Source organism: Deltaproteobacteria bacterium (assembly GCA_016219225.1).
Classification (GTDB): Bacteria; Desulfobacterota; RBG-13-43-22; order RBG-13-43-22; family RBG-13-43-22; genus RBG-13-43-22.
On sequence record JACRBX010000331.1, the window covers coordinates 1 to 23,736 of the forward strand.

General features: G+C 49.7%; 20 protein-coding genes and 2 pseudogenes. 16 read left to right on the plus strand and 6 right to left on the minus strand.

Annotation, left to right across the window (positions count from 1 at the left end; genetic code table 11):
- From HY879_26595 to HY879_26630, 8 genes and pseudogenes are all read left to right on the plus strand, one after another.
- A pseudogene (locus HY879_26595) lies at window positions 1–930 on the plus strand (aspartate kinase).
- A gap of 125 nt (window positions 931–1,055) precedes the next feature.
- Window positions 1,056–2,645 carry a citramalate synthase gene (locus tag HY879_26600; protein MBI5606916.1) on the plus strand — a complete coding sequence of 530 codons (1,590 nt, stop codon included), beginning with the start codon at window positions 1,056–1,058 and terminating at the stop codon, window positions 2,643–2,645.
- 72 nt (window positions 2,646–2,717) lie between these two features.
- Window positions 2,718–2,912, plus strand: a complete 195-nt coding sequence (locus HY879_26605) for a ferredoxin (GenBank protein ID MBI5606917.1) — start codon at window positions 2,718–2,720, stop codon at window positions 2,910–2,912.
- 38 nt (window positions 2,913–2,950) lie between these two features.
- Window positions 2,951–3,541: a helix-hairpin-helix domain-containing protein gene (locus HY879_26610; protein ID MBI5606918.1), complete on the plus strand. Its 591-nt coding sequence runs from the start codon at window positions 2,951–2,953 to the stop codon at window positions 3,539–3,541.
- 35 nt (window positions 3,542–3,576) lie between these two features.
- On the plus strand, window positions 3,577–4,782 hold the full coding sequence (locus tag HY879_26615) for a 6-phosphofructokinase (GenBank protein MBI5606919.1): 1,206 nt from the start codon (window positions 3,577–3,579) through the stop codon (window positions 4,780–4,782).
- 169 nt (window positions 4,783–4,951) lie between these two features.
- Complete coding sequence (locus tag HY879_26620; GenBank protein ID MBI5606920.1) at window positions 4,952–5,311, plus strand: four helix bundle protein; 360 nt, start codon at window positions 4,952–4,954, stop codon at window positions 5,309–5,311.
- Between the two features lie 109 nt (window positions 5,312–5,420).
- On the plus strand, window positions 5,421–6,455 hold the full coding sequence (gene tsaD, locus HY879_26625; protein ID MBI5606921.1) for a tRNA (adenosine(37)-N6)-threonylcarbamoyltransferase complex transferase subunit TsaD: 1,035 nt from the start codon (window positions 5,421–5,423) through the stop codon (window positions 6,453–6,455).
- Between the two features lie 204 nt (window positions 6,456–6,659).
- Window positions 6,660–6,836 carry a hypothetical protein gene (locus tag HY879_26630; GenBank protein MBI5606922.1) on the plus strand — a complete coding sequence of 59 codons (177 nt, stop codon included), beginning with the start codon at window positions 6,660–6,662 and terminating at the stop codon, window positions 6,834–6,836.
- 275 nt (window positions 6,837–7,111) lie between these two features.
- On the opposite strand, the gene HY879_26635 is transcribed toward HY879_26630, so the two are convergent.
- The 5 genes from HY879_26635 to nifA form a co-directional block, all read right to left on the minus strand.
- A complete protein-coding gene (locus HY879_26635) occupies window positions 7,112–9,169 on the minus strand; it encodes a diguanylate cyclase (protein MBI5606923.1) in 2,058 nt (685 codons plus the stop codon).
- A 21-nt stretch (window positions 9,170–9,190) separates the two neighbouring features.
- Window positions 9,191–9,910, minus strand: coding sequence for a 3-deoxy-manno-octulosonate cytidylyltransferase (kdsB, locus tag HY879_26640; protein MBI5606924.1), 720 nt, complete (start codon window positions 9,908–9,910; stop codon window positions 9,191–9,193).
- Between the two features lie 50 nt (window positions 9,911–9,960).
- Window positions 9,961–11,160: a DegT/DnrJ/EryC1/StrS family aminotransferase gene (locus HY879_26645; GenBank protein MBI5606925.1), complete on the minus strand. Its 1,200-nt coding sequence runs from the start codon at window positions 11,158–11,160 to the stop codon at window positions 9,961–9,963.
- 242 nt (window positions 11,161–11,402) lie between these two features.
- A complete protein-coding gene (locus HY879_26650) occupies window positions 11,403–12,560 on the minus strand; it encodes an iron-containing alcohol dehydrogenase (protein MBI5606926.1) in 1,158 nt (385 codons plus the stop codon).
- 288 nt (window positions 12,561–12,848) lie between these two features.
- Window positions 12,849–14,396, minus strand: coding sequence for a nif-specific transcriptional activator NifA (gene nifA / locus HY879_26655; protein ID MBI5606927.1), 1,548 nt, complete (start codon window positions 14,394–14,396; stop codon window positions 12,849–12,851).
- A gap of 159 nt (window positions 14,397–14,555) precedes the next feature.
- Here nifA and HY879_26660 point away from each other — a divergent pair, with 159 nt between their 5' ends.
- From HY879_26660 to HY879_26675, 4 genes are all read left to right on the plus strand, one after another.
- On the plus strand, window positions 14,556–15,215 hold the full coding sequence (locus HY879_26660) for a nucleotidyltransferase family protein (protein ID MBI5606928.1): 660 nt from the start codon (window positions 14,556–14,558) through the stop codon (window positions 15,213–15,215).
- Window positions 15,212–16,240 carry a molybdopterin-binding protein gene (locus HY879_26665; GenBank protein MBI5606929.1) on the plus strand — a complete coding sequence of 343 codons (1,029 nt, stop codon included), beginning with the start codon at window positions 15,212–15,214 and terminating at the stop codon, window positions 16,238–16,240. Before HY879_26660 ends, HY879_26665 begins: the two co-directional genes overlap by 4 nt.
- Before the next feature lie 161 nt (window positions 16,241–16,401).
- Window positions 16,402–17,199 carry an EF2563 family selenium-dependent molybdenum hydroxylase system protein gene (locus HY879_26670; GenBank protein ID MBI5606930.1) on the plus strand — a complete coding sequence of 266 codons (798 nt, stop codon included), beginning with the start codon at window positions 16,402–16,404 and terminating at the stop codon, window positions 17,197–17,199.
- A gap of 167 nt (window positions 17,200–17,366) precedes the next feature.
- Entirely contained in the window at window positions 17,367–18,995 is a 1,629-nt protein-coding gene (locus tag HY879_26675) for an AMP-binding protein (GenBank protein ID MBI5606931.1), read from the plus strand.
- A 6-nt stretch (window positions 18,996–19,001) separates the two neighbouring features.
- Here HY879_26675 and HY879_26680 read toward each other — a convergent pair whose 3' ends face one another.
- Entirely contained in the window at window positions 19,002–20,153 is a 1,152-nt protein-coding gene (locus HY879_26680) for an acyl-CoA dehydrogenase family protein (GenBank protein MBI5606932.1), read from the minus strand.
- 401 nt (window positions 20,154–20,554) lie between these two features.
- Here HY879_26680 and HY879_26685 point away from each other — a divergent pair, with 401 nt between their 5' ends.
- The 4 genes and pseudogenes from HY879_26685 to HY879_26700 all read left to right on the plus strand — a co-directional run bounded on the left by HY879_26685 (window position 20,555) and on the right by HY879_26700 (window position 23,541).
- Entirely contained in the window at window positions 20,555–20,809 is a 255-nt protein-coding gene (locus HY879_26685; GenBank protein MBI5606933.1) for a hypothetical protein, read from the plus strand.
- A gap of 235 nt (window positions 20,810–21,044) precedes the next feature.
- Complete coding sequence (locus HY879_26690; GenBank protein ID MBI5606934.1) at window positions 21,045–22,250, plus strand: AAA family ATPase; 1,206 nt, start codon at window positions 21,045–21,047, stop codon at window positions 22,248–22,250.
- A complete protein-coding gene (locus HY879_26695) occupies window positions 22,235–22,891 on the plus strand; it encodes a hypothetical protein (GenBank protein ID MBI5606935.1) in 657 nt (218 codons plus the stop codon). Before HY879_26690 ends, HY879_26695 begins: the two co-directional genes overlap by 16 nt.
- A 264-nt stretch (window positions 22,892–23,155) precedes the next feature.
- Window positions 23,156–23,541, plus strand: a pseudogene (locus tag HY879_26700) (hypothetical protein).
- Window positions 23,542–23,736 lie beyond the last annotated feature (195 nt).

Here is a 23,736-nt window from a genome sequence, read left to right on the forward strand (position 1 = left end):
AAGATTGCCACCGATGATGCCTACGGCCGGGCCAGGATCAATGAAATCGATACCCGGCGTATTATGGGAGAAATACGAAACGATAAGATTGTGGCCGTGGCCGGTTTCCAGGGACTCGATGAAAAGGGGAATATTACCACCCTGGGCCGAGGCGGGTCTGACACAACCGCCGTGGCCGTGGCCGCGGCCTTAAAGGCCCAGGTCTGTGAAATTTTTACCGACGTGGAAGGGGTCTATACCACCGATCCCAATATCTGTCCCAAGGCCAAAAAGCTGAAAAAGATCTCCTATGAAGAAATGTTGGAAATGGCCAGTCTGGGCGCCAAGGTCCTGGAGATCCGCTCGGTGGAATTCGCTAAAAAATTTAATGTCCCCGTGCATGTACGCTCGACTTTTAACGATAAGGAGGGAACGATGGTGGTTCAAGAAGATAAAAGTATGTAAAAAATACTGGTTTCAGGGGTTACTTATAATAAAAACGAGGCCCGCATTACCATAACCAAGGTGCCGGATCGTCCGGGCATCGCCTCTAAAATTTTTACCCCTATCTCCGATGCCGGGGTAGTGGTGGACATGATTATTCAAAATACCAGTGCCGAAGGGTTAACCGACCTGACCTTTACGGTCCCTAAAGTTGATTTTAAAAAGACCATGAATATCATCAAAAAGATCGCCAAGGAGATCAAGGCCGAACGGGTTATGGGCGATGAAAATATCGCCAAAGTTTCCATCATTGGATTGGGCATGCGCAATCATGCCGGTGTGGCCACAACCATGTTTGCAGCCCTGGCCAAGGAAGGGATTAATATCATGATGATTGCCACCTCCGAAATCAAGATCTCCTGTATCATTGATGAAAAGTATACCGAATTGGCCGTCCGGACACTCCATACCGTCTTTAATCTCGACAAGGAGCCGATAAGTAAATAAGGCGCAAGGTACAAGGCTCAAGGCTCAAGGTGAAAGACCTAAGATGGAAATTCTGAGAGATCATATTTTTACCTTGTGCCCTGTGCCCTGTGCCTTATGCCAAATTTTTATTAAATGCGAAACCCATGAAACCCATTGAAATTTACGACTGCACTCTTCGGGACGGAACCCAGGCCGAGGATTTTAACCTCTCGGTGGAAGACAAGATCCGAATTGCAAAAAAACTGGATCAACTCGGCCTGGCCTATATCGAAGGGGGATGGCCGGGTTCCAATCCCAAGGATGTGGAATTTTTTCAGGTTATGAAAAACATCCCCCTGAAACAGGCCCGGCTGACGGCCTTCGGCAGTACCCACAATCCGAAAACTTCCCCGGAAAAAGATCCCAATCTGAAGGCCCTGATCCAGGCCCAGACCCCGGTTATCACGATTTTCGGCAAAAGCTGGGATGTCCATGTCCGGGATGCCCTGCGGGTGCCTTTGGAAACCAACCTCCGGATAATCGAAGATTCCCTTTCCCTGGTCCGGCCGAAGGTCAACAAACTCTTTTACGACGCCGAACATTTTTTCGACGGCTTTCAGGCCAACCCGGAATACGCCCTGGCTACCCTGAAATCGGCAATGAAAGCCAAAGTGGACTGCCTGATCCTTTGCGATACCAACGGCGGAACCCTGCCCAGCCGTTTGACTCCGATCATCCAGGCGGTCAAAAAAGAGATCAAGGGCCTCCCCTTGGGAATTCATGCCCACAATGACTGCGACTGTTCGGTGGCCAACGTCATGGCTGCGGTGGATGCCGGAATCGCCCATATCCAGGGAACGATCAATGGCTTCGGGGATCGTTGCGGCAATGCCAACCTTTGTTCCATCATCCCCAACCTGCAATTAAAGTTAGGGCTGCCGGTCGTGAGTCCCGATCAGTTGCGGATGATCAGCGAGGTCTCCCGGTTTGTCAATGAACTGGCCAATGTGCGCCATAACAAATATCAACCCTATGTAGGAGCCAGTGCCTTCTCCCATAAAGGGGGGATCCATGTCAGTGCCGTGGCCAAAAACCCGGAAACCTATGAGCACATCCGCCCCGATCTGGTGGGTAATGTGCAGCGGATACTGGTTTCCGATCTGGCCGGCAGGAGTAACATTCTTTCCAAGGCTAAGGGCTATGGCCTGGATATCACCAGTAAAGATCCGGCGGTCTTGAAGATCCTGTCTGAACTGAAGATATTGGAACACCAGGGTTTCCAATTCGAGGGGGCCGAAGGCTCTTTCGAACTGCTTATGAATCGGGCCTTGGGAAACCAGAAACGCTATTTTCAATTGTTGGGGTTTCGGGTCATGGATCACAAGGCCAGAGAAGACCAGCCGCCCATGGCCGAAGCCACCATCATGGTCAAGGTCGGTGGGCGAGTAGAGCATACCGCCGCCATCGGCAATGGGCCGGTCAATGCCTTAGACAATGCCCTGCGCAAGGCCTTGGAACGCTTTTATCCGGAACTGAAAGAGATGCGGTTGGACGATTATAAGGTCCGGGTCCTGTCCAGTGTGGAAGGAACCGCCGCCCGGGTCCGGGTCCTGATCGAATCCGGAGACCAGGAAGACAAATGGGGAACGGTCGGAGTCTCAACCGATATCTTCGAGGCCTCCTGGCAGGCCCTGGTGGACAGCATTACTTATAAGCTGTATAAAGAAGAGAAGAAAAAAAGTTCGGAGCGATGAGTTCGGAGTTGAGAGTTTGGAGTTAAAGTGCTCCGAACTCCGAACTCCGAACTCAAAACTTTACATTAAGGTATGTCACCTATTCCTGTGATTGAAACCGAAGACTGTGTCGGCTGCGGAAGCTGTGTGGAGATCTGCCCCGAGATTTTTGTTTTAAACGAGAGTCTTGAAAAAGCCCAGGTGGTCAACCCTGCCGGATGCCCGGAAGAAAAAGTTAACGAGGCCATAGAGACCTGTCCGGTGAATTGCATCCATTGGGATGAATGACACTTTTTTATTACTATCTCCGGATGATTAATAAGACAATGATTGACCCATCTCTCGAAAATTTCCAATCCACCCATCCCCGGCAAAAAGGACTCTTTCTCTTTTCGGCCCTGATTTTAGTCTTTTTGGGTTTACACTATCTGGGAATGGGCCAAAAGACCAATTCATTGAGCAATGCTTCTTTGGCCGACAAAGCCATAACCATTGAGCTGAATGGCGAGCTCAACAGGCCCGGTCTCTTTAGTTATGTTAAGTCGCCAACGGTCCAACAGGTGATTCAGGATGCCGGCGGGGTCGTATTGGACCGGGACATTTCATCCACCGAGGGAGCCAGAATCCTGGATTACGATTCGACTCTAACCGTTTCGGCTAAAGACGACGGGGGAGTCTTCCTGCAGATTACTCCCCTTTCCGGAAAAGCCCTCTGGATCCTGGGACGGACCCTGCCGCTTAACCGGGTTACAGCCGAAGACCTGGACAGACTCCCGGGAATCGGTCCGGTAATGGCCCGGCGGATCATCGAATATCGGGAGGCCCATGGAGGATTTTTGACATTAGACGAATTAAAGGAAGTGAAAGGCATCAAGGAAAAAACCTTTGAAAAAATAAAGGGGTATTTCACTTTTTAGCTGATTAAGGAGGGTTTATTATGACTTCTGTGACTATAAAAAGAATCGGTGTTATTACCAGCGGTGGAGACTGCGGGGGGCTTAACGCCGTCATCAAGGGTATCGCCCGGGAAGCTTATTTTTTGGGAATCGAATCGGTGGTTATCCCGAACGGCTATGCCGGACTTTATAACCTGGTGGAAATGAACAACGTGGTCTTGCTCGACGCTGAAAGGGTAAGCCGCATCGAGGCTTCCCTGGCCGGGTCGGAAGCAGGACATTCCCGGGTCAAGATCAGTAAGATTGCCGATCCCAATAAATACGAACGGATCAAAGAAGGCCTCAAAAAGTTCGGCATCGACGCCTTGATCATCAGCGGCGGTGACGATACTGGCAGTGTGGTGGTGGATCTCAGCTCCCGGGATATCCCCTGTGTCCATGTCCCTAAAACCATGGACCTGGATCTTCAGCCCTACAGTGTGGGCGGGGATTCCTCCATCAACCGGATTGCCATTTTTGCCAGAGAATTAAAGACCACCGGTTTAAGCCACAACCGCATCCTGGTCATCGAAGTTTTTGGAAGGTATGTGGGACATACGGCCTTCCGGGGCGGTGTGGGGGCCGAGGCCGATTGTATTCTGATCCCGGAAGTCCCGGTTGATTTCGATGTGGTCTATGAGCATATGTGGAAAACCTACTGCGGCCGTATAGAAAGAAGTGATGTCAAGGCCGGGACCTATATTATCGTGGTTGCCGAAGGGATCAAAGACGCCAGCGGCCAACTGCTTTATGATGAATCGGCCGGAGTGGATGCCTTCGGACATAAAAAACTGGCCGGTGCCGGGCGATTTGTGCGGCAACAACTGGAAAAACGCTTAAAAAACGATCCCGAAGTCAAGGAATTTATGAAACGGGTCGGTATGTATGCCCCAGGAGTTTATGAGATTCCGGAGGTTCGAGAGGTAACCCCCGGTCATCTGGTACGGTCAGGACAGTCTTCGGCCTATGACGTTAACTTCGGGCAAAAGGCCGGCGCCGGCGCGGTCTTTCTCCTGTTACAAGGGAAAACCGGGTCAACCCTGGTTAGTGTAAACGGGAACAAGATCAATTACATGCCTACTTCAGAGGCCATTAAAAGGCGGGAGGTGGACATTAATGAGCTGGCCCTTTTCGAAAGCCTGGGCACCTGTTTTGGAAGAAAACCCCAGGAATTTGACTATCAGCTTTTGGAACAGATAGGAACGAAGGAAAGACACCTGTAACGATTGCGGAGTGCGGATTTCGGATTGCGGAGTGAGAAGAATTAGGTAAGAGTAACGATTGCGGAGTGCGGATTTCGGATTGCGGAGTGAGATGAATTAGGAGAGTAATGAGTGCGGATTGCAGAGTGAAAAGAATCGGGAGACATCTTGCGGAGATCGGGATAATGAAGTGAATAAGGTTGATTTGAAAACGAGGACAAAATCGTTTGCCCTTCGTGTTATCACTCTGGTGGAATCATTGCCAAAAGGAAGAACTGCAGATGTCTTGGGTAAACAATTGTTACGTTGCGGTACTTCAGTTGGAGCCAATTACCGAGCGGCCTGCAGGGCCAGATCAACGGCCGACTTTATTTTCAAGATGGGGATTGTGGAAGAAGAAGTAGATGAAGCCATATTCTGGATGGAACTGTTGGTAGAGGCGGGCTTAATAAAAATAGACGACTTAAAAGAACTCATGGACGAGGCCGATCAACTATTAGCCATAACCGTTGCATCCATCAAAACAGCCAGGAATAAAAGCCGGAAATAATATAGGTCTTGAAAATGTTTTTATTTCACCAATGCCGTACTCTGCACTCCGAAATCCGCATTCAAAGGATTCCGTACTCCGCAATCCGCAATCCGAAATCCGAAATCGTATGATTATCCTCGGTATCGAAACCTCCTGTGATGAAACGGCGGCGGCGGTTTTAAAAGACGGCGAAGAAATCCTTTCCGATGTGGTCTATTCCCAGATCGCCCTTCACCGTCCTTATGGCGGGGTGGTCCCGGAACTGGCTTCCCGAAGGCATTTAGATAAGATCGTTCCGGTGGTCGAAGAAGCCCTTAGACAAGCTTGCTTGACTTTGAAGGCCGTGGAAGGCATTGCCGTCACCCGCGGCCCCGGACTGGTGGGCGCCCTGTTGGTCGGTTTATGTTTTGCCAAATCTTTGAGTCTGGCCTCAAGGATTCCCTCGCTTGGGATCAACCACATAGAAGGCCATATCTGTTCCATCTTTCTGGAAAGGAAGGTTCCCTTTCCTTTTTTGTCTCTGACGGTTTCCGGTGGACATACCAGCCTGTTTCTGGTAAAGGAAATCGGGTCCTATGAGGTCCTGGGCCAAACCCGGGATGACGCCGCCGGTGAGGCCTTTGATAAGGTAGCCAAGCTGTTGAACCTCGGCTATCCGGGGGGCGGGATTATCGAATCCCTGGCTGAAAAGGGAAAACCCCGCATTCGGTTTCCCCGGGCCATCCCCTCGGCCGATTCCCTGGACTTCAGCTTCAGCGGGATCAAGACCGCAGTGGTCAATTATGTCAAAGGGTTCACTAAAACTCAGGACAACAATGAAGCGTTGTCCATTGAAGACATTGCCGCCTCTTTTCAGGAGGCGGTGGTGGATATGTTGATTAAAAAGGTCTTTCAGGCCCAAAGACGCTATAAGACCCAACGGCTGGTCCTGGCCGGTGGGGTGGTCGCCAACAGCTACTTGCGTCGCCGTTTCCAGGAGACAGCCCGGGAAGAGGGATGGGACCTGTTCATCCCTTCCCCCCATTTTTGTACGGACAATGGGGCTATGATCGCCTGGGTGGGAAATTATTATCTGGAAAAGGGAGAACAGGATCCTTTCGATATCGACGCCTTGTCGCGATGGAAGGTAAGTCAAAGCTCAAGGCTCAAGGCTCAAAGCTGAAAGTTTTTGTTTTGAACTATGAACTTAGTGTCAAAATTCATTTATAACAAGTTCGTAAAAAGCTATGAAACGCCGCATTGCGGCGCTGTATCAGAAAATAACTTGGCAATAAAAAAGCTAAGTTATTTGGAAGTCCGGAAGAGTCCATTAGTTTTCACAAAGTCATCACACATAACTAAAAGGTAACTTAGGAGGTACTACACCATGGAAAAATCGGAATTAAACGAACTTAAAGAACAAATAGAAGCCAAGGGGATTAAATGGGAAGAAGCAGCGGAAAAGATCAAATTTGATGTCCGCTTATTGAACCTTTATCTGGTTTCACCCCCGGTCCCCATCAGCGTAATCAATCCATTAAAGAAACTATTGGAAGCAGCCTGAGCCGTTCGGAGCATAGAGTTCGGAGTGAGGAAACCCTCATGCCCTCTTGGGGCGCTACGAAGCATGAAAATGTCGAATAACGAATAAGAATGTCGAAGGAGTATTAAAACCAATCACTTCATGATTCGAAATTCGAAATTCGGTGTTCGATATTCTCATTTTCGTATCAAGCCTTCATGCCCAGGGGACCACCACGGATCAAAAAAATAGATTCAAGGTCCAAGGTTTTTAAAACTTGAAACTTGCATCTTGCCTCTTGAAACGTTATTTTGGAATTAAAAAACCACGATCCGGTTCCGTCCTTCGGATTTGGCCCGATACATGGCCTGGTCGGCATTCTTGATCAGGTGTTCGGCATTCTTGCCGTCCTTGGGATAGAAAGACAGTCCGATGCTGATGGTTATCTGAACAGGCCGATTATCCAGGTGAAAGGGTTTTCGGATCACCTCCAATATCTTTTCAGCGATCTTCTCGGAATCCTTTTCGTCTCCGGTTTCGGGCAGCAGGATAATAAATTCATCCCCCCCTAAACGGGCCACGGTATCACTCTTCCGCAATAACTCATTCAATCGGCGGCCAACCTCTTTTAACAAGAGGTCTCCCCAATTATGACCGAAATTATCATTAATCGACTTAAAGTTATCCAGATCGAGCATCATAATGGTCAGTTTTTGTCCGCTCCGTTCGGTTTGGGCCAGGGCTATGGATAATCGATCCAGGAACAAGGTCCGGTTCGGCAAGCCGGTCAAGGAATCAAAATAGGCCAAGTGGCGAATGATATCTTCCGATTCTTTTCTATAGGTAATATCCATAAAACTTCCCAGAGTGGCGGGCAAGCCCTGATAACGAATAGACGTAACGGTCTCTAATATCCAACGGGTTCGAGCGTCCTTGGTCAAGGTTCTGAATTCATAGGGATGGTGCCTTTCTCCCTTTAACATCTGAATCGCATGTTGCCTGGTTTTTTCCCGGTCCTCCGGATGGACCAAATCCAAACAGGGTATGGACGATAATTCTTTCTCGTTATAGCCGGTGACTCTCTCAAATTCGGGGTTGACGATTTTGGGTTTTCCGCCCTGGACGATGTAACTTCCAATGGGTGACTGTATAAATAAGGCCTTAAACAGCCTTTCGGCCTCTTGACGCTCGGCCACCTCTTCCTGTAAGGCTTCATTGGCCCGGAACAGTTCTTCGGTTCTTTTCTTGATGCGCGCTTCCAATTCATCATGGGCCTTCAAAAGGGCATTTTCAGCTCTATTTCGGACAATTATTTCATTTTTTAATTGCAGGGTCGGTCTGAGGTCTTCACCGACGATTACCAGGCCCATGACATCCTCTAAGGCATCTTTGATAATCGACCAGGAAATATTAACCGGAATCAATTCCCCGCTTTTGGCTTGGTATTCAACTTCGCGGTTAGGTGAGGAGAACAGCTTGTTGGTTTTTTCCCGGATTATTTCCCGGAGGAGCCCCTCATCCCTGAAAATCATTCCAAGGGATTGACCCACCAGATCTTCTTTCCGGTATCCCAGCACCTTTGCGGCCTGACGATTTACTTTGTTGATCTTCCCTTCCGAATCGGACACGATCAGGATATCTTTTATGCGGGAAAGGATGTCCTCACCGGCAATGGCTGTTGAAAGTGCCATAAATCGATATTTAACAATCGCCCTCCAGATCCCGTAACCCCAGATTAAAATTAAAATAGGCGCAACCGCCGGCAGGATTTTTACCCTCAGGGCCGGGAGAAAAATGTTGATTACCGTTCCTAACAGTAAGGATAAAACAATGGTACCAACTATTAGTCGGGCCTGTTTTTTTTCTCTCTTGATCCTCGATTTCCTTCCCCATTGAAAGGTCAGGAAGCAGCCGACCAGGATGCAGGTCGAGTAGTTCAGGGTATGAAGCCACAACCAGATGGATTCCGGGGCCCCTACCTCGATCCAACCCAGGGAAGTCGGTACAAAATCCTTGGCGGTGAGGACTCCGGTCCAGGCCCGAAAGGTAAAAATTATTCCCGGCAGATAAAGAAGGGGGAAAATCCACCATTTTTTTAAAATGGTTTCTTTTCGGGAGAGGCGTAACAAAAAATGCAAAGTCATCCCACCGATAGTACACCAGGCCGGGGCGGAAAGCTTAAACCAGATCCAAAGGACTTCTTTGTCGGGAGCTGAATAAACGAAGGAATAGGTGAAAGCCCACCAGCTCAAGTCCAGGCAGAGGATTAAGAGAAGTCGATTTAATTTGGATTTGGGCTCTAAACGGTAGGCATAAAATCCCAGATGAACATAGAAGGCAAAGGCCAACAGAGACAGGATGGAGAAAAGATTCAAATTTCTTTCCTTGTCGATGCTCTAAGTGCAAAAATGAAGATCGGCCGGCGTATCCACCTCAAAGGAATCCTGGGGACTTTCTATGACCTGGATAGGATAACCCGATTCCAGGGCCCTGAGTTGTTCCAGTTTTTCTGCCGATTCCAAAAGGCCGGAAGGTAACCGGGCAAAGGTTTGAAGAAAGGTCATCGTATAAGCATAGATTCCCAGGTGTTTGTAATAAGATTGATTTTCATCGCCGTCCCGGTAACAGGGGATTGGAGATCGGGAAAAATAAAGGGCCTTGCCGGAATGGTCAAAGACCGTTTTGACATGTTTGGGATCAGGGATCTCCGCCGGATTGGTGATGCGATAGATGAGCGTACTCATCGGCCATTCGGGATGCGTTTGATGGCGGAAAATTAAATCGGAAACCGACTCAACCGGCAATAAAGGTTGATCCCCCTGGATATTTACGATCAGGGTCTCTGCAGAAAGGTGCATTTGGCCGGCCGCCTCGGCCACCCGATCGGTCCCGGAACGATGGTCCTGCCGGGTCATGACGATCTCCGCTTTGAAGGCTATGGCCGATTCAGCGATCCGCAGGTCATCGGTGGCCACCACCACCCGGGATATCCCCGGGATCTTTCTGGCCCGCAGAATAACCTGCCCGATCATGGGCAGACCCTGGATCAGGGCCAGGGGCTTTCCGGGGAAGCGAGAGGATTCATACCGGGCCGGAATGATGATGACGGTTTCCATAGGTCTATCCGCTTTGTCTTTGTGCGCCTGTGGCTGATAGTTTAAAAAGTTTACCAGTTTTTGTTGGCCTCGGCAACCAATTCTTCCGCCTTGGCAAAAATAGTTTCATCCATCCGGATATTAATGGCCATAACCAACAGGCGGGCCATCCGTTCATCGGTCCGTGAAAGAAGGTTTTTGGGATAGGCCAGTTTTCGAATCCCATCCTCCACCTTAAAGGGCCAGCCGTTGAGGCTGGGGGTTTTTTGAAGCAGCAGGTGTTCCCAGTTGCGATAATAGTGCCAGTTGTTTTCCAGGAAATAGATCAATCCCAGTCCCAATTTCTTGCCCATATCTTTCAAAGCCCAGGTCTTCTCCTGATCGGGTAAAGAAAAGGCCAGAAAGGTGGCGGTGTCTCCTTCAGGGTCCACCAGTTCCCGAAAACGAAGGTCTGTGATGCCGGAGAGGATTTTCTTTAAGTGGTTTTTATGGGTCTTTTGCCGGGCAATCATTTCCTTTAACTTGGACAATTGAGCCAGCCCCAAAGCCCCTTGAAGTTCCATCATTCTAAAATTGAAACCAATAAAACTCCTGCTTTCCAATCCCCGGTCCGGTCCGATATGATCATGGCCATGATCATGATATTCTGAGGCCCTCCGATAGAGTTCGGGGTCATCCATGATCAACATGCCCCCTTCTCCGGTGGTCATGGTCTTTACCGAATCGAAGGAGAAGGTCCCGATGGCTCCAAAGGAACCCAGGTACTTCCCATTAATAAAGCCGCCGCTGGCCTGGGCGGTGTCCTCAATAACCGGGATATGGTATTGTTCGGCCACGGCCATGATCTCTTCGATCCGGGCTTGTGCCCCCAGCATATGAACCGGTATGATGGCCTTGGTCCGCGGAGTGATTTTTTTAGGCAGTTCTTTGGGGTCTAAGTTCAGTGTGTCATCAATCCCTGCAAAGACCGGGACGGCCCCGCATTCCAGGATAGCCTCCCAGGTAGCAACGAAGGTGAACCCGCTGGTAATGACTTCATCCCCGAAACCTACGCCCAGGGCAGCCAGGGCCACTTTAAGGGCTGCACTGCCGGAAGAAACCGCCAGGGCGTGTTTCCTGCCGGTGAATTCTGCAAATTTTTTCTCAAACTCTTCAACTTTGTAACGCCCTTTTCGCTGGGCGGGAAAACCATAGCGAAACAAGACCCCGGTTTCCAGGACCTCCAATATTTCTTTTTTTTCTTCTTCCCCCATGACTTCATAACCAGGCATGATAAGCTCCTTAAAATATGGCTGTCGGCTATCAGTTGTCAGCTCAAAGAATAACTTTTTGGTTGTAAGAACTGAACGCTAATTGCTTATTTATTGTTGGATCCGTAAAAAGTCGCCTATGTCCCATTTTCGTCATTCCCGTGAAAACGGGAATCCAGTGGTTTTAAGTGGTTAAATATGGCCTGGATTCCCGCCTGCGCGGGAATGACGAGTTTTTACAAGTCCATCATTTTTGCCGCTCTTTAAAACACCTTCCTATACAAGGCCACGATATCCTTCAACGTAATCGGCCTGGGATTATTTTCAATCGGCCGGGCAACCTTGATGACTCCTTCGGCCATGGTTCGAATGGCCTTTTGGGGAATCCCTAATTCCTTCAGGTCTCTGGGAATCCCGATGGTTTGGGAAAGGCTGCTGATTCTTTTAATGCACCTTTGTGCACCCTGATTGGCCGAAATCAGGGGAGTCGATCCGCTCAGTAATTGATTCATCCGGGCGAACCGTTCCGGCCAGCTGATCCGGTTGAATTCCAATACATAAGGTAAGAGGACGGCATTGGCCAGGCCATGGGGAATATTGAATAAAGTCCCTAAGGGATAGGCCATGGCATGGACCGCCCCGACCCCGGCATTGGTCAAGGCCATTCCGGCCAGAAGACTTCCTAAAAGCATCCCTTCCCTGGCCTCAAGATCTTTTCCGTTTTTGACGGCCCTTTTCAGGAATTGGCCGATCAGGGTAATAGCCTTTTCGGCAGCCATATCACTCATGGGATTGGCCTTGTTGGAAGTATAAGCTTCTATGGCGTGGGTCAGGGCATCCATGCCGGTCTGGGCCGTGACCTGAGGCGGCAGACTTAAGGTCAGTTCCGGATCGAGTAAGGCTACGTCCGGATAAAGAAAGCGGCTGCTGATTCCGCCTTTGGTCTTGGTGGCCCTATTGGTAAAAACAGCGGTGAAGGTCACTTCACTTCCGGTTCCGGCCGTGGTGGGGATAAGGACGGTCGGCAGTCCTGGTTTGGGGACCCGATCCAGTCCGACGTAATCGCCGACCTTCCCTTTATTGAGGGTCAGCATGGCAACGGCCTTGGCCGTATCCAGGGTGCTCCCCCCTCCGACGCCGATGACCAGGAAACAGCCCTTTTTCCGGGCCAGCCCGGCCCCGGCTTCTGCCGAGGACGGAGAGGGTTCCGGCTCGATTTGATCAAATAAAACCGAAACCACACCCTTAGATTTTAGATCCTCAACCAGCCGGTCTTTTAATGGGGTTTGAGAAAGAAAAGGATCCATAACCAACAAGATCCTTCCCGATCCGTAGCGAACAGATAAATCGGGCAACTGATTGATGGCGCCGCAACCAAAATAGATTTCTCCTGCGCCTTGAAATGAAAAAATTTGTTGCATTACTATCCCTTTCATGATTCTAAATTCATATTTTCGTATTAAACCCTCATGCCCCGCTGGGGCACCACGAAGCATGAAAATAGGGATAAGATTCAATGGGTTTCTACGAACGACGAACCCCAAACGACGAACGACGGATTTTCTATTTTCGTATTAAGCGCTCATGCCCGGGTCGGGCACTACGAAGAATGAAAATGTCTTTCGCCGACCCCCGATCCCTGACCCCCGATCCCACAACGTTATTTTCGAACTAAAGTCGTGTTGAAGTTAGCTTTGAGCTTTCAGCTTCTAAGTCACCTTAAACCGTCGGGGCTCAATGCCATACCGGTCTATTTTGTAATTGATGATCCGTTGGGTGATCCCCAGTTCTTCAGCCGCCCGGGTCCGGTTCCCGTTGGTTTTCTTAAGGGCTTCGATGATCAATTCCTTTTCCACGGCCTCCACGGCCTGGTCAAAAGAAAGTTTGGTCTGGGTATTGGAACTTTCCGCTGTTTGCAACGTCGGCGGAAGATGGTGGGCCTTAATGGCCTCGCCTTCGCAGATAAGGATGGCCCGCTCCAAGCAGTTTTGAAGCTCACGAACATTCCCCGGCCAGTGATACTGCATCAACATGTCGATGGCCGGCGTGGAGATCCGCCTGATATTCTTCTGATGCTCTTTATTGAATTTTTCCAGGAAAAATTCGGCCAGGAGGAGGATATCAGTCCGCCGTTCCCGAAGGGGGGGGAGATAAATGGGAAAGACATTCAGGCGATAATAAAGATCTTCCCGGAATCTTTTTTCTTCCACGGCCTTTTCCAGGTCCTGATGGGTGGCGGCGATAATCCGCACATCGGCCTGAATCGGCTGGCGTCCGCCAAGGCGGTCGAATTCCTTTTCCTGAATAACACGGAGCAGCTTGGTTTGGATGCTGGGGTTCAAGTCCCCTATTTCATCCAGAAAGAGGGTGCCTCCTTGAGCCCGTTCGAAGCGCCCTAACTTAAGGGAAGTGGCCCCGGTAAAGGCCCCTTTTTCATAGCCGAACAATTCGCTTTCCAGGAGGGTTTCCGGCAAAGCGGCACAATTGATCTTGATAAAAGGTTTACGGGACCTGAGACTCTGATAATGGATGGCATTGGCTACTAATTCTTTACCCGTTCCGCTTTCTCCCCGAAGCAGGACCGTGGCATTGCTCTTGGCCACCTTATGGATCATCTCATAAACTTCCCGCATGGGGCGGCTGTTACCGATGATGTTCTCGACCTGATATTTTTCAGTCAACTCTTTTTTTAACCGGATATTCTCATCCAAGAGTTGTTCCTTCTCCCGATTTAAGTACTGGACCTTTTTTACCGTTTCGGCAATCAGGGCGGCGATGATGGTCAGGAACTTTAAATCCTCTTCCAGGGCGATCTCGTTGGAAAACAACCGGTCCACACTTAAGGCCCCGATGGTATTTTTTCCGATTTTGATGGGGACGCAGATGAAAGAGATGTCTTGTTTGTCCAGATCCTTTCGGGTCCGGGTGCGGTTCAAGAACGTGGGTTCTTCGCTGATTTTGGGGATAAGGGCCGGTTCGCCGGTCTGGACCACCCGGCCGGTAATTCCCTCGCCCAGTCTATATTTGCCCCGCCGCCTGGCCTCAGGGGAGAGATCATGGGCCACCTCTATGGAAATTTCCGAAGTAACCGGATTCAGGATGGTCAAGGTGGCCCGCCGCATCCCGAGCAGCTTGGAGAGGATACTCAAAATATCCTGCAAGGATTTGGTCAAGTCCAGAGAGGCATTGAGGGTCTTGGCGATTTCGTAAAGACAGTAGACTTCCCTGACATACAGGGAGTTGTCTTTCTCCTTCATTTTTAAAAATAGATCCTTCAAGAACAGCCTCCTATAAGATTCCGGGCTACCTTAGCATAGAGATCAGTATAAAACAACATTTTTGTAATAAAAAATCATCTCCCTTCTTTTTATAATTCATTCGACCTGTCGAAAAATTTTTGTTATAAAATTTCTGTTATGAAACCGGATTTCACAGGAAAAGGGAAGGGGGGCGACCTTCCAGCAAAAAGGTTGGAAACCGTTGCCGGCGTTTTTCTGCTGGCCGGTAGCTCCAGCCGAATGGGGTTTCCCAAACCTTTGCTCCCTTTCGGCGAACAAACCCTGGCTGCCCTGCTTTTGAAGCAAATACTCAATTCTGATTTGTCCCCGGTGATTGTTGTCCTTGGGCACAAAGCCGAAGAGATAAAAAAGGAGATTCAAAAAATAAATGACCCTTCCCGATTAAAATTGATTTATAATCCGAAGTTTAAAAAAGGACTAAGCACTTCCATCTCCATTGGATTGTCTCAGATAGACCCTTCTTTATCCGGGGTCATGTTCCTCATGGGAGATCAACCCCTGTTGACCACCAAGGTGATTAATAAACTGATTCGGGAATTCATAAAAAGTCCCGCTCTGATTGTGGTCCCTTTGTATGGGAAAAGGCCGGGGAATCCGGTTGTCTTCAGGACCTCGATCATACCGGAATTATTGAAAGTAACCGGGGATACCGGGGGACGGGAATTGATCAAAAAATATTGGGACCAGGTGGAGACGGTATCTATCCGCCCCCAACGAATCGGCTGGGATGTAGATATTTGGGAGGATTATCAGAAGGCAAAGGAATTTATAAAATGAAAAAAGTAAACGTCAAAAAAGCGGTCGGTATGGTTCTGGGCCATGACTTGACCCGTATTATTCCAGGGACCTTTAAAGGTGTAGCCTTTAAAAAAGGGCATATTATTCAACCGGAAGATATTCCGGCCCTGCTTGACCTCGGGAAAGAAACCATTTTTGTATTAGACATCCCCCCAGGTCAACTGCATGAAAATGATGCGGCTGAACGGTTGGCGGAGGCTTTGCGGGGTGACCATATTACCGTTCAGGGGCCGGCCGAAGGAAAGATCAGTCTGATCTCCCGGATTTCAGGTTTGCTCAAAATCCGGGTGGCTGATCTTACCCGGATCAATTTAATTCCGGATATCATCGTCTCCACCCTCCACAATAACACGGTCTGTCAGGCAGGTGACACAGTAGCGGCCACCCGGATCATCCCCCTGACGATTGATGAACGGAAAATTAACCGGGCCGAGGCTATCTGCAGCCGGTCGGGGCCGGTGGTTTCCATCAAACCCTTTATAAAGAAAAAGGTCGGGGTGGTGGTGACTGGATCGGAAGTTTATAAAGGCCGGGTCAAAAACGGTTTTGATGATTGGGTGGGTAACAAATTGATCTCTTATGACTGTGAAATCGCCCATCGGGCCGTCGTACCGGATAAAACCGTTCGCATTTCCGGGGCCATCAAGGAAATGCTGGAATCCGGTTGTGACCTGATCATCACCACCGGGGGGATGTCCATCGACCCTGATGACGTCACCCGCCAAGGGATCCGCCAGGCCGGAGCCCGGATCATTTTTTACGGGACGCCGGTCCTGCCCGGGGCCATGTTCCTTTATGCCCGTATCGAAAAAATTCCTTTGATGGGACTTCCGGCCTGTGTGTTCTATCATAAAGTTACGATGTTCGATTTGGTCCTGCCTTTGATCCTGGCCGGCGAGGAACCGACTCGAAAAGAGATCGCCGCCATGGGGCATGGCGGCCTGTGCCGTAACTGTCCGGAATGTCATTATCCGGTCTGTCCTTTCGGGAAGGCCGGGGCTTAGTTCGGAAATATCTTCAGGGGTCGGGGATTAGGGGTCGGGGGTCGGTTAAAGAATAGAGTTGCAGGATGCAAGATGCAAGTTTCAAGGGGAAAACCAACTTTACTTCGACATTCGATATTCTCATTTTTTATTGACGCCCCAAAGGGGCATGAGGGGTTTGTATGAAATTATCGGATCTTACAGTGCTTATCCGTGGTGCCGGAGAAATGGCCAGCGGGGTGGCCTGGCGTCTGTTTCAGGCCCATTTTAAAATCGTCCTTACGGAAATCGCTCAACCTTTAGCGGTCAGACGGGGGGTTTCTTTTTGCGAGGCCGTTTTTGAAGGAAGAAAAAGGGTGGAAGGGGTCGAGGCGGTCATGATCTCTGCGGAGAATGAGGTCCGAACGATCTGGGATTCCAAAGCCATTCCTTTATTGATCGATCCGGATTTAAACCAATCTCTTTCCCTGAAACCGGATGTTTTGATCGATGCCATCTTAGCCAAAAAAAATACCGGTACGCACATCCATCAGGCCCCCCTGGTCATCGCCCTTGGGCCCGGCTTCAAGGCAGGAATCGATGCCCACCTGGTTATTGAAACCAATCGGGGCCACAATTTGGGACGTATTCTGACCCAGGGGGAAGCCGAAGCCGATACCGGCAGCCCAGGCAATATCGGCGGCTACACCACCGAACGGGTACTGAGGGCCCCGGCCGAAGGGATCATTAAAACTTTTAGAAAGATCGGTGATACGGTTGAACCGGGTGAAACCGTGGCCGAGGTAGATGGCCGTCCGATTGAGGCCCGGATCAAGGGGATCCTCCGGGGTCTGGTCCGGGAGGGAACCCCGGTGCCGGCAGGGTTAAAGGTGGGTGATGTCGACCCTCGCGGGAATAAAACCTATTGTGATACCATTTCCGAAAAGGCCCGGGCCATCGGCGGCGGGGTTTTGGAAGGGATCATGCGGTATTATAATTAATGTCCATCCGGAAACTTCGGATTTCCAGATGGTGCGAACAGCCGTCAGCAGACAGCTATCAGCACCAGTTCATTTTGTTTAAGGATTTTTTTGAAGGCTGTAATCTTGATCGCTGAAGGCAGGAAAGCGCCGGTTCTTATCGGCAGGCATTTGGGGGGGGCCAAAACATGGCTGAGGTGATCTACTCCACGGTTGGAAACTGGCTGAATCAGGTGGCCAGACAGTGGCCCGACAACGAAGCTTTGATTCATCACCAAAGGCAGGTCCGTTATTCCTATCAAGCTTTTTTAAAAGAAGTCGACTTGCTGGCCCGGGGATTGCTGGCCCTGGGTCTTCAAAAAGGGGACCCGGTGGCCTTGTGGGGGTCCAATTGTCCTGAATGGATAGTAACCCAATTCGCCCTGGCCAAAATCGGGGCTATTTTAGTGGCCCTGGACCCTTCCTACGGGAAGGAGGATTTACAATACGCCCTTTCTTTTTCCCAGTCCAAGGCCCTATTGACGGCCGAAGGACCGGAAGGGGCCTATCTGAAGATCATCCGTTCCCTGGCCCCGGAACTCTGGGAATTCCCCCCCCGACCGGGGGAACTTTTACCGGATCTTCAGCATCTCATCACCCTCTTTTCTCCCGGGCCCCGCCCTTTACTCAGCTTCCAGGAAGTCTTGAGCCGGGGGTATGGGTTTTCCTCCGAACAATTTGAAGAGCAGGAAAAAGCCCTGTCGCCGGAGGATCCGCTGATGATTCTTTTCACCTCAGGGACTACCGGAAAGCCTAAGGGGGTGGTGTTGGATCACCTGGGGGTTATGAACAAGTCCCTGGCCTCTACGGAGCGCCTGGGCATAAACCATCAGGATCGGCTTTGTCTCTTTTTCCCTCTTTTCCATATGTTCGGCAACACCTGTATTGCCCTGGCAGGGTTGATTCGGGGGGCCGCCCTGGTGATCCCGTCCGATCACATTTTGCCGGCAGAAATACTTACCACCCTGGTGGAGGAAAAATGCACGGCTATATACGGCTCCCCTTCCATGATGGTGGCCTTAATGGAATCGCCCCGGTTCAAGGATTTTCGTCCGTCCGGTCTTCGCACCGGAATTATCGGAGGGGCCCCCTGCCCCCTTGAAGTCATGAAACGGATCATCAACGAAATGGGGGTTCGGGAGATCGCCATCGCCTATGGAATCACCGAGGCCTCCTCCTGGCTTACCCAGACTCTGCCGGCGGATCCCCCGGAACTCAGGGTTTCCATAATTGGCAAGGCCCTGCCCAATTGTGAGGTTAAGATTGTCGATCCGGTAAGCGGTGAAGATCTGCCGGACGGGACCTCTGGTGAGATCTGCACCCGGGGATTTCTGATGAAAGGGTATTTTAAGAATCCGGAAGCCACGGCCAGGGCCATTGATCAGGAGGGCTGGTTTCATACCGGTGACCTGGGAACAAGGGATTCCCAGGGTTATTTTCGGATTACCGGAAGATTAAAAGAGGTTATCCTTAAAAAGGGAAAAGAGATCCTGCCGGCTGAAATTGAAGAGATACTCTACCGGCTTCCCGGCGTAGCCTTGGCCCAGGCTTTCGGGGTTCCTGAGCCGGAAAAAGGGGAGGCGGTGGCCCTCTGGATCAAACCCAAGGAGGGCGTTGACCTGACCGAAGAAAAAGTGGCGGCCTATTGCCGGGAACAGCTTCCGGAGGATCTTCTCCCGGCCTATATCCGGATCGTCGAATCTTTCCCCATGACCCGTTCAGGGAAGATCCAGAAGTTCAAGATGCAGGAGATGATGTTGCGGATGCTGAAAAGTTAAGGTTTACTAAATCGCCCCGATCAACCGGGAAATAACCAGCCGTTGAATTTCGGAGGTCCCTTCTCCGATCTCCAACAATTTCTGATCCCGGTAGAATCGTTCCACATCGTATTCCTTCATCAGGCCGTAACCGCCGTGGAGCTGAACGGCATGGTTGGCGCAACGGTACATGACCTCGGAGCAGTACAGTTTGGCCATGGCCGCCTCTTTGGCAAAGGGCTTATGGTTATCCCGAAGCCAGCAGGCTTTATACAAGAGCAGCCGGGCACATTCGATCTCCATGGCCATATCGGCCAGTTTAAAAGAATTGACCTGGTAGGAGGCGATGGGCTTACCGAATTGGATGCGTTCCTTGGCGTACCTCCGGGCCAATTCAAAACAGCCCTGGGCCCCTCCCAGACCCATGGCGCCGATGCTTAAACGGCCTCCGTCGAGGGTTCCCAGCATCTGATGAAATCCTTCCCCTTGAGGACCAAGAAGATTGTCTTTGGGTACCCGGCAGTCTTCAAAGTAGAGTTCGCTGGTGTTGGAGGCCCGCCACATCAATTTGCCGTGCATGGGCCGGGCTTCGAACCCCGGGGTCCCGGATTCCACCAGGATACAACTGAGTTCCTTTTTGCCGGCCTCCCTGATCCCGGTACGGGCCAGGACCGTTATCCCGGCGGTAATATCGGTGGAGGCATTGGTGATAAAAATTTTGCTGCCATTAATCACCCATTCGTTTCCGTCCAGTACGGCCGTCGTTTGGGTGTTTCCGGCGTCGGAACCGGCGTTCGGCTCGGTCAGCCCGAAGCCCCAGAGCATTTCCCCGGTGCAGAGTTTGGGCAGGTATTTCTTTTTCTGCTCTTCACTCCCGTAATAATAAAGAGGTCCGATCCCCAGGGAATTACCCGCGGCGATGGTGGCGGCATGGGAGCCGTCTATCCGGGCGATTTCCTCCACGGCAATAATATAGGAAATATAGTCCAACCCCTGTCCGCCGTATTGCTCTGAAACAATCATGCCAAAGAGGCCCAGGTCTCCCATGGCCCGGCAGGTTTCATAGGAGAATTCTTCTTTTTCGTCCAGTTCGCGGGCCCTGGGTTTGATTTCTTTTTCCGCAAAATCCCTGACCGATTTTCTTAAAATTTCCTGTTCCATGGTTAAGGAAAAATCCATGAGATGATCTCCTTGAAGGGGTTAATGGGAAAAAATACCAACCGTTCTGTTTTATTTTTATATAAAAATGAGGCCCGGTTGTCAATAAAAAGTAAAGGTATCTTGAGGACCCTTTCAGAAAACCATAATAGGGTCGTAACGGAGATTCGAATGCAGCCACTCGCCTGCTCAATTCATTCGTTCGAACTCTCAGAGTTTTCAGCTTTCGGCTAAAGTGTGCGGTAGCAGATCGCTGGAGCAGTAAGTATTCAAAGTCACGATCAGAAATTGCTTGCGCTATCCGTGATGGGAGAGCCCGCGAAAGGGAGAGCGCCGTCCGGGGACTTAAGCGCCGCATGGGATCGCCATGATCCGTACCAATGACAGAAATAATCGGATGATCATTCAGGTGGCTAAACGCCTTGGTGACCTTAGAGGGAAAGTCGTTTTTCTATGTGGTTGCCGCTGGACTCTTTATTACCGATCCTGTCATGCCGGAAGTCCGGGTTACGAAGGATGTGGACGTCATCGTTGAAATTACCTCGTTTCAAAAGCTATTAGCCGATGGAGGCTTTCGGGAGGCAATTCCGGGACATTTGCTTCCTGATCGTGCCAGCCAGGCAAGGCTGCCTCGCCTTATTAACTGCATGGAAGAGATAGCGGAAATCAAAATCTAAGTTTCATTATTCCTCCACCCCCTCCCTCTACCGGGTAGGATGGTTTTCACCTGTGGGACGTCCAAAGTCTATCTTAAACCGTCTCACCCCCGTCATCCGTGCCAAAAATATCTTTCTCCCAATTTTTCCATTGACTTTACTCTAAAAAGTTGATTCCATTAACTTAACTTTACAAAAATAAAATCTAACCCTCAGAGGACAAGAAGATGGGTTATATTAATAACGGGGGCCTTAGATGAAAATAAGACCTAAACCACATGATAAACCGAAAGACCAGCGGAGAGGTTTGCTCAGAGAAAAGGCGACCAGTTATAAGATTGTATCAGGGACGGAGGGAGATATTTTTCAATATACAAGCTTTGAGGTGACCAACTTCCGTTGTTTCGATTACCTTAAGATAGATTCTTTCGGCCGTGTAAATCTGATAACGGGGCTGAACAACAGCGGCAAAACCACCCTCCTGGAAGCCCTGTTCCTTCATATAGGATCGAGAAATCCAAGCCTTACCCTGATTGTCAATAGTTGGCGAGGTCTGAACATTGTCAGCGAGTCGGCGGAGAATCAATGGGCCTCTCTTTTTTGGCAATTTAAAGATTCAAAGTCTATCAGGTTGGTTGGAACAAGTTCTAAAGGGGAAAATCGTTCTTTAGGAATCCACATAGACTCTTCAGGTTCCGTATTGAGGGGAGAAAAAGCACACTCTGACCCTGCCGAGTTGATCAGCGGTCCACGACAGAATATTGTTTTTGAATACATCGATGAGACAGGGAAAACGTATAAAGTGAAAGGGGTGCCGGTCTTCATTAAAAAAGACAATATGATGTCATATGAACTCAGAATAGAACCATCTTTGCCACGAGCATCCATGGCAGGCATTTTTGTCAGTGGCAATACCGTAAGCAACCTCAACGAGGAAATACAACGGTTCAGTGATTTAAGGAAGAAAGGGAAGGATGGGATTGTCCTGGCGGCACTGAGAATTATTGAGCCTCGTCTCGAACGGCTTGAAATCCTGACCTACCAGGGCCTCAGCATGATACATGGCTACCTTAATGGGTATGACGAGCCGGTTCCTTCTCCGCTGCTTGGTGACGGCGTTCGAAGATCCTTATCGATCCTGCTTGCCCAGGGTGCCGCTGAAAAAGGAGTGGTCCTGGTTGATGAAATAGAAAACGGAATCCATCATTCAGCTATGAAATCGCTGTGGGGTGTGATTGCCGAGGCTTCGAGGACATTCGATTGCCAGGTCTTCGCGACGACCCACAGTGACGAATGCATCCGCGCTGTCCACGATGCCTTTAAAGAAAGCACATCCTATGATCTGAAGCTTTATCGTTTGGACAGAAAAAACGGCTCCATCCAAGCCGTTATGTATGACGAAGAAACGCTCGATGCGGCCTTGTCGATTCCGCTTGAGGTAAGGGGATGGCCGGAAGAATAATTATTTGCCCCAGGTGTAATGAAAGAATCGAAGAAAAACTCAAAATCGTGAAGCCGAAGCTTTTGATCGTTGAGGGTAGAGACGAGGAGGAGTTTTTTGAGGCCTTTCTTGAAAATCTGAAAATCGGCGATGTCCAGGTGGCCGGCGTTGGCGGGAAAACAAAAATCAGATCTAATCTGAAGACATTGAAAACTACCGATCCTTATTTTGCCCAGGTAACCTCTCTTGGAATCGTTCGGGATGCAGACGAGGATCATCGGGCTGCCTTTACTGCCGTTCAAGATGCTCTGAAGGCCGCCAGCCTACCCTGTCCGAAAAAACAACTCGTCTCGACAAAAACATTGCCAAAAGTGACGGTAATGATTCTTCCACCGGGAGCCTCACACGGTTCCCTTGAAGATATCTGCCTCGGTTCAGTCAAAGATGATCCCGCCATGTCCTGTGTTGATGACTACTTTGGCTGTCTTGAAACGAAGGGAATTGATAGACCGGTCAAAGACTTTGTCAAAGCAAAAGCAAGGGTCTTTTTATCGTCACGAGAGGATCCAACATTAGCCCTCGGAATTGCAGCGAAAAAAGGTTGTTGGCCATTTGGTGCCGCCGGATTTGACAGCGTGAAGGAATTCTTGCGATCCCTATAAAGAAAAAACTCAACTCAGTGAACTCAGCGCGATCGAGCGACCGGAGAGAGCGGGCGAGAGCAAAATTTTCTTGAATCGGTTTTATCCCCGTTGTAATGTGTCTTAAACCGTCCCATCCCCGTCATCCGTGCCAAAAATATTTTTCTCCCAATTTTTCCATTGACTTTCCTCCAAAAAGTTGATTCCATTATCCTGTCGTTACAGATTAATCCTACAAATTAAACAATTCCAGCATAAAAGCGAATTGATTTTATTATAAAACAGATACAAGGCGCCTTGGAGGAATTTATTAACTTGAAGTCGCAATTTGCGACATCAAGATTGAATTGGGGTGGCCGTCGTAAACTTCCACAAGCCTTTACAGAACATGGCGCAATCATGGTGGCTTCTATACTAAACTCATCAAGGGAGTGGAGATGAGTGTGTTTGTTGTCCGAGCATTTATCCGGTTACGCTCATTACTCGCCGCGCATAAGGAGCTTGCTTTAAAATTGACTGATCTGGAGAGAAAACTTACCCTCCATGACAAGCAGATTCTTGCTATTCTGGATGCGATCAAACGGCTCATGGCTCCACCTGAGACCACTAAAAGAAAAATCGGGTTCCATCTGAAAGAGAAACAGGTCCGCTATAGTAAGAAAGGAGCCTAAATATTCGCCCATGGTTTTCACCGATCAGGGTGTGGCCATGCCCTCCTCGATTCTAAATGATTGGAAGGCTTCTGATTATATCGGAATTTGGGGAGGGGTTCTATACCCTCCTAAAGATGCTGAAATCAAAAGATTTTGCAACCAGTTATCATGATATCGAAATTGATTTAATCGTTCAGCCGGGCATTGAAACCC

Bases quoted from the DNA above. Each gene is read 5' to 3' on its own strand.
- HY879_26600 (MBI5606916.1), top strand. From the start codon at position 1,056: ATGAAACCCATTGAAATTTACGACTGCACTCTTCGGGACGGAACCCAG.
- HY879_26605 (MBI5606917.1), top strand. From the start codon at position 2,718: ATGTCACCTATTCCTGTGATTGAAACCGAAGACTGTGTCGGCTGCGGA.
- HY879_26610 (MBI5606918.1), top strand. From the start codon at position 2,951: ATGATTGACCCATCTCTCGAAAATTTCCAATCCACCCATCCCCGGCAA.
- tsaD (MBI5606921.1), top strand. From the start codon at position 5,421: ATGATTATCCTCGGTATCGAAACCTCCTGTGATGAAACGGCGGCGGCG.
- HY879_26630 (MBI5606922.1), top strand. From the start codon at position 6,660: ATGGAAAAATCGGAATTAAACGAACTTAAAGAACAAATAGAAGCCAAG.
- kdsB (MBI5606924.1), bottom strand. From the start codon at position 9,910: ATGGAAACCGTCATCATCATTCCGGCCCGGTATGAATCCTCTCGCTTC.
- HY879_26645 (MBI5606925.1), bottom strand. From the start codon at position 11,160: ATGCCTGGTTATGAAGTCATGGGGGAAGAAGAAAAAAAAGAAATATTG.
- HY879_26650 (MBI5606926.1), bottom strand. From the start codon at position 12,560: ATGCAACAAATTTTTTCATTTCAAGGCGCAGGAGAAATCTATTTTGGT.
- nifA (MBI5606927.1), bottom strand. From the start codon at position 14,396: ATGAAGGAGAAAGACAACTCCCTGTATGTCAGGGAAGTCTACTGTCTT.
- HY879_26660 (MBI5606928.1), top strand. From the start codon at position 14,556: ATGAAACCGGATTTCACAGGAAAAGGGAAGGGGGGCGACCTTCCAGCA.
- HY879_26665 (MBI5606929.1), top strand. From the start codon at position 15,212: ATGAAAAAAGTAAACGTCAAAAAAGCGGTCGGTATGGTTCTGGGCCAT.
- HY879_26670 (MBI5606930.1), top strand. From the start codon at position 16,402: ATGAAATTATCGGATCTTACAGTGCTTATCCGTGGTGCCGGAGAAATG.
- HY879_26675 (MBI5606931.1), top strand. From the start codon at position 17,367: ATGGCTGAGGTGATCTACTCCACGGTTGGAAACTGGCTGAATCAGGTG.
- HY879_26680 (MBI5606932.1), bottom strand. From the start codon at position 20,153: ATGGATTTTTCCTTAACCATGGAACAGGAAATTTTAAGAAAATCGGTC.
- HY879_26690 (MBI5606934.1), top strand. From the start codon at position 21,045: ATGAAAATAAGACCTAAACCACATGATAAACCGAAAGACCAGCGGAGA.
- HY879_26695 (MBI5606935.1), top strand. From the start codon at position 22,235: ATGGCCGGAAGAATAATTATTTGCCCCAGGTGTAATGAAAGAATCGAA.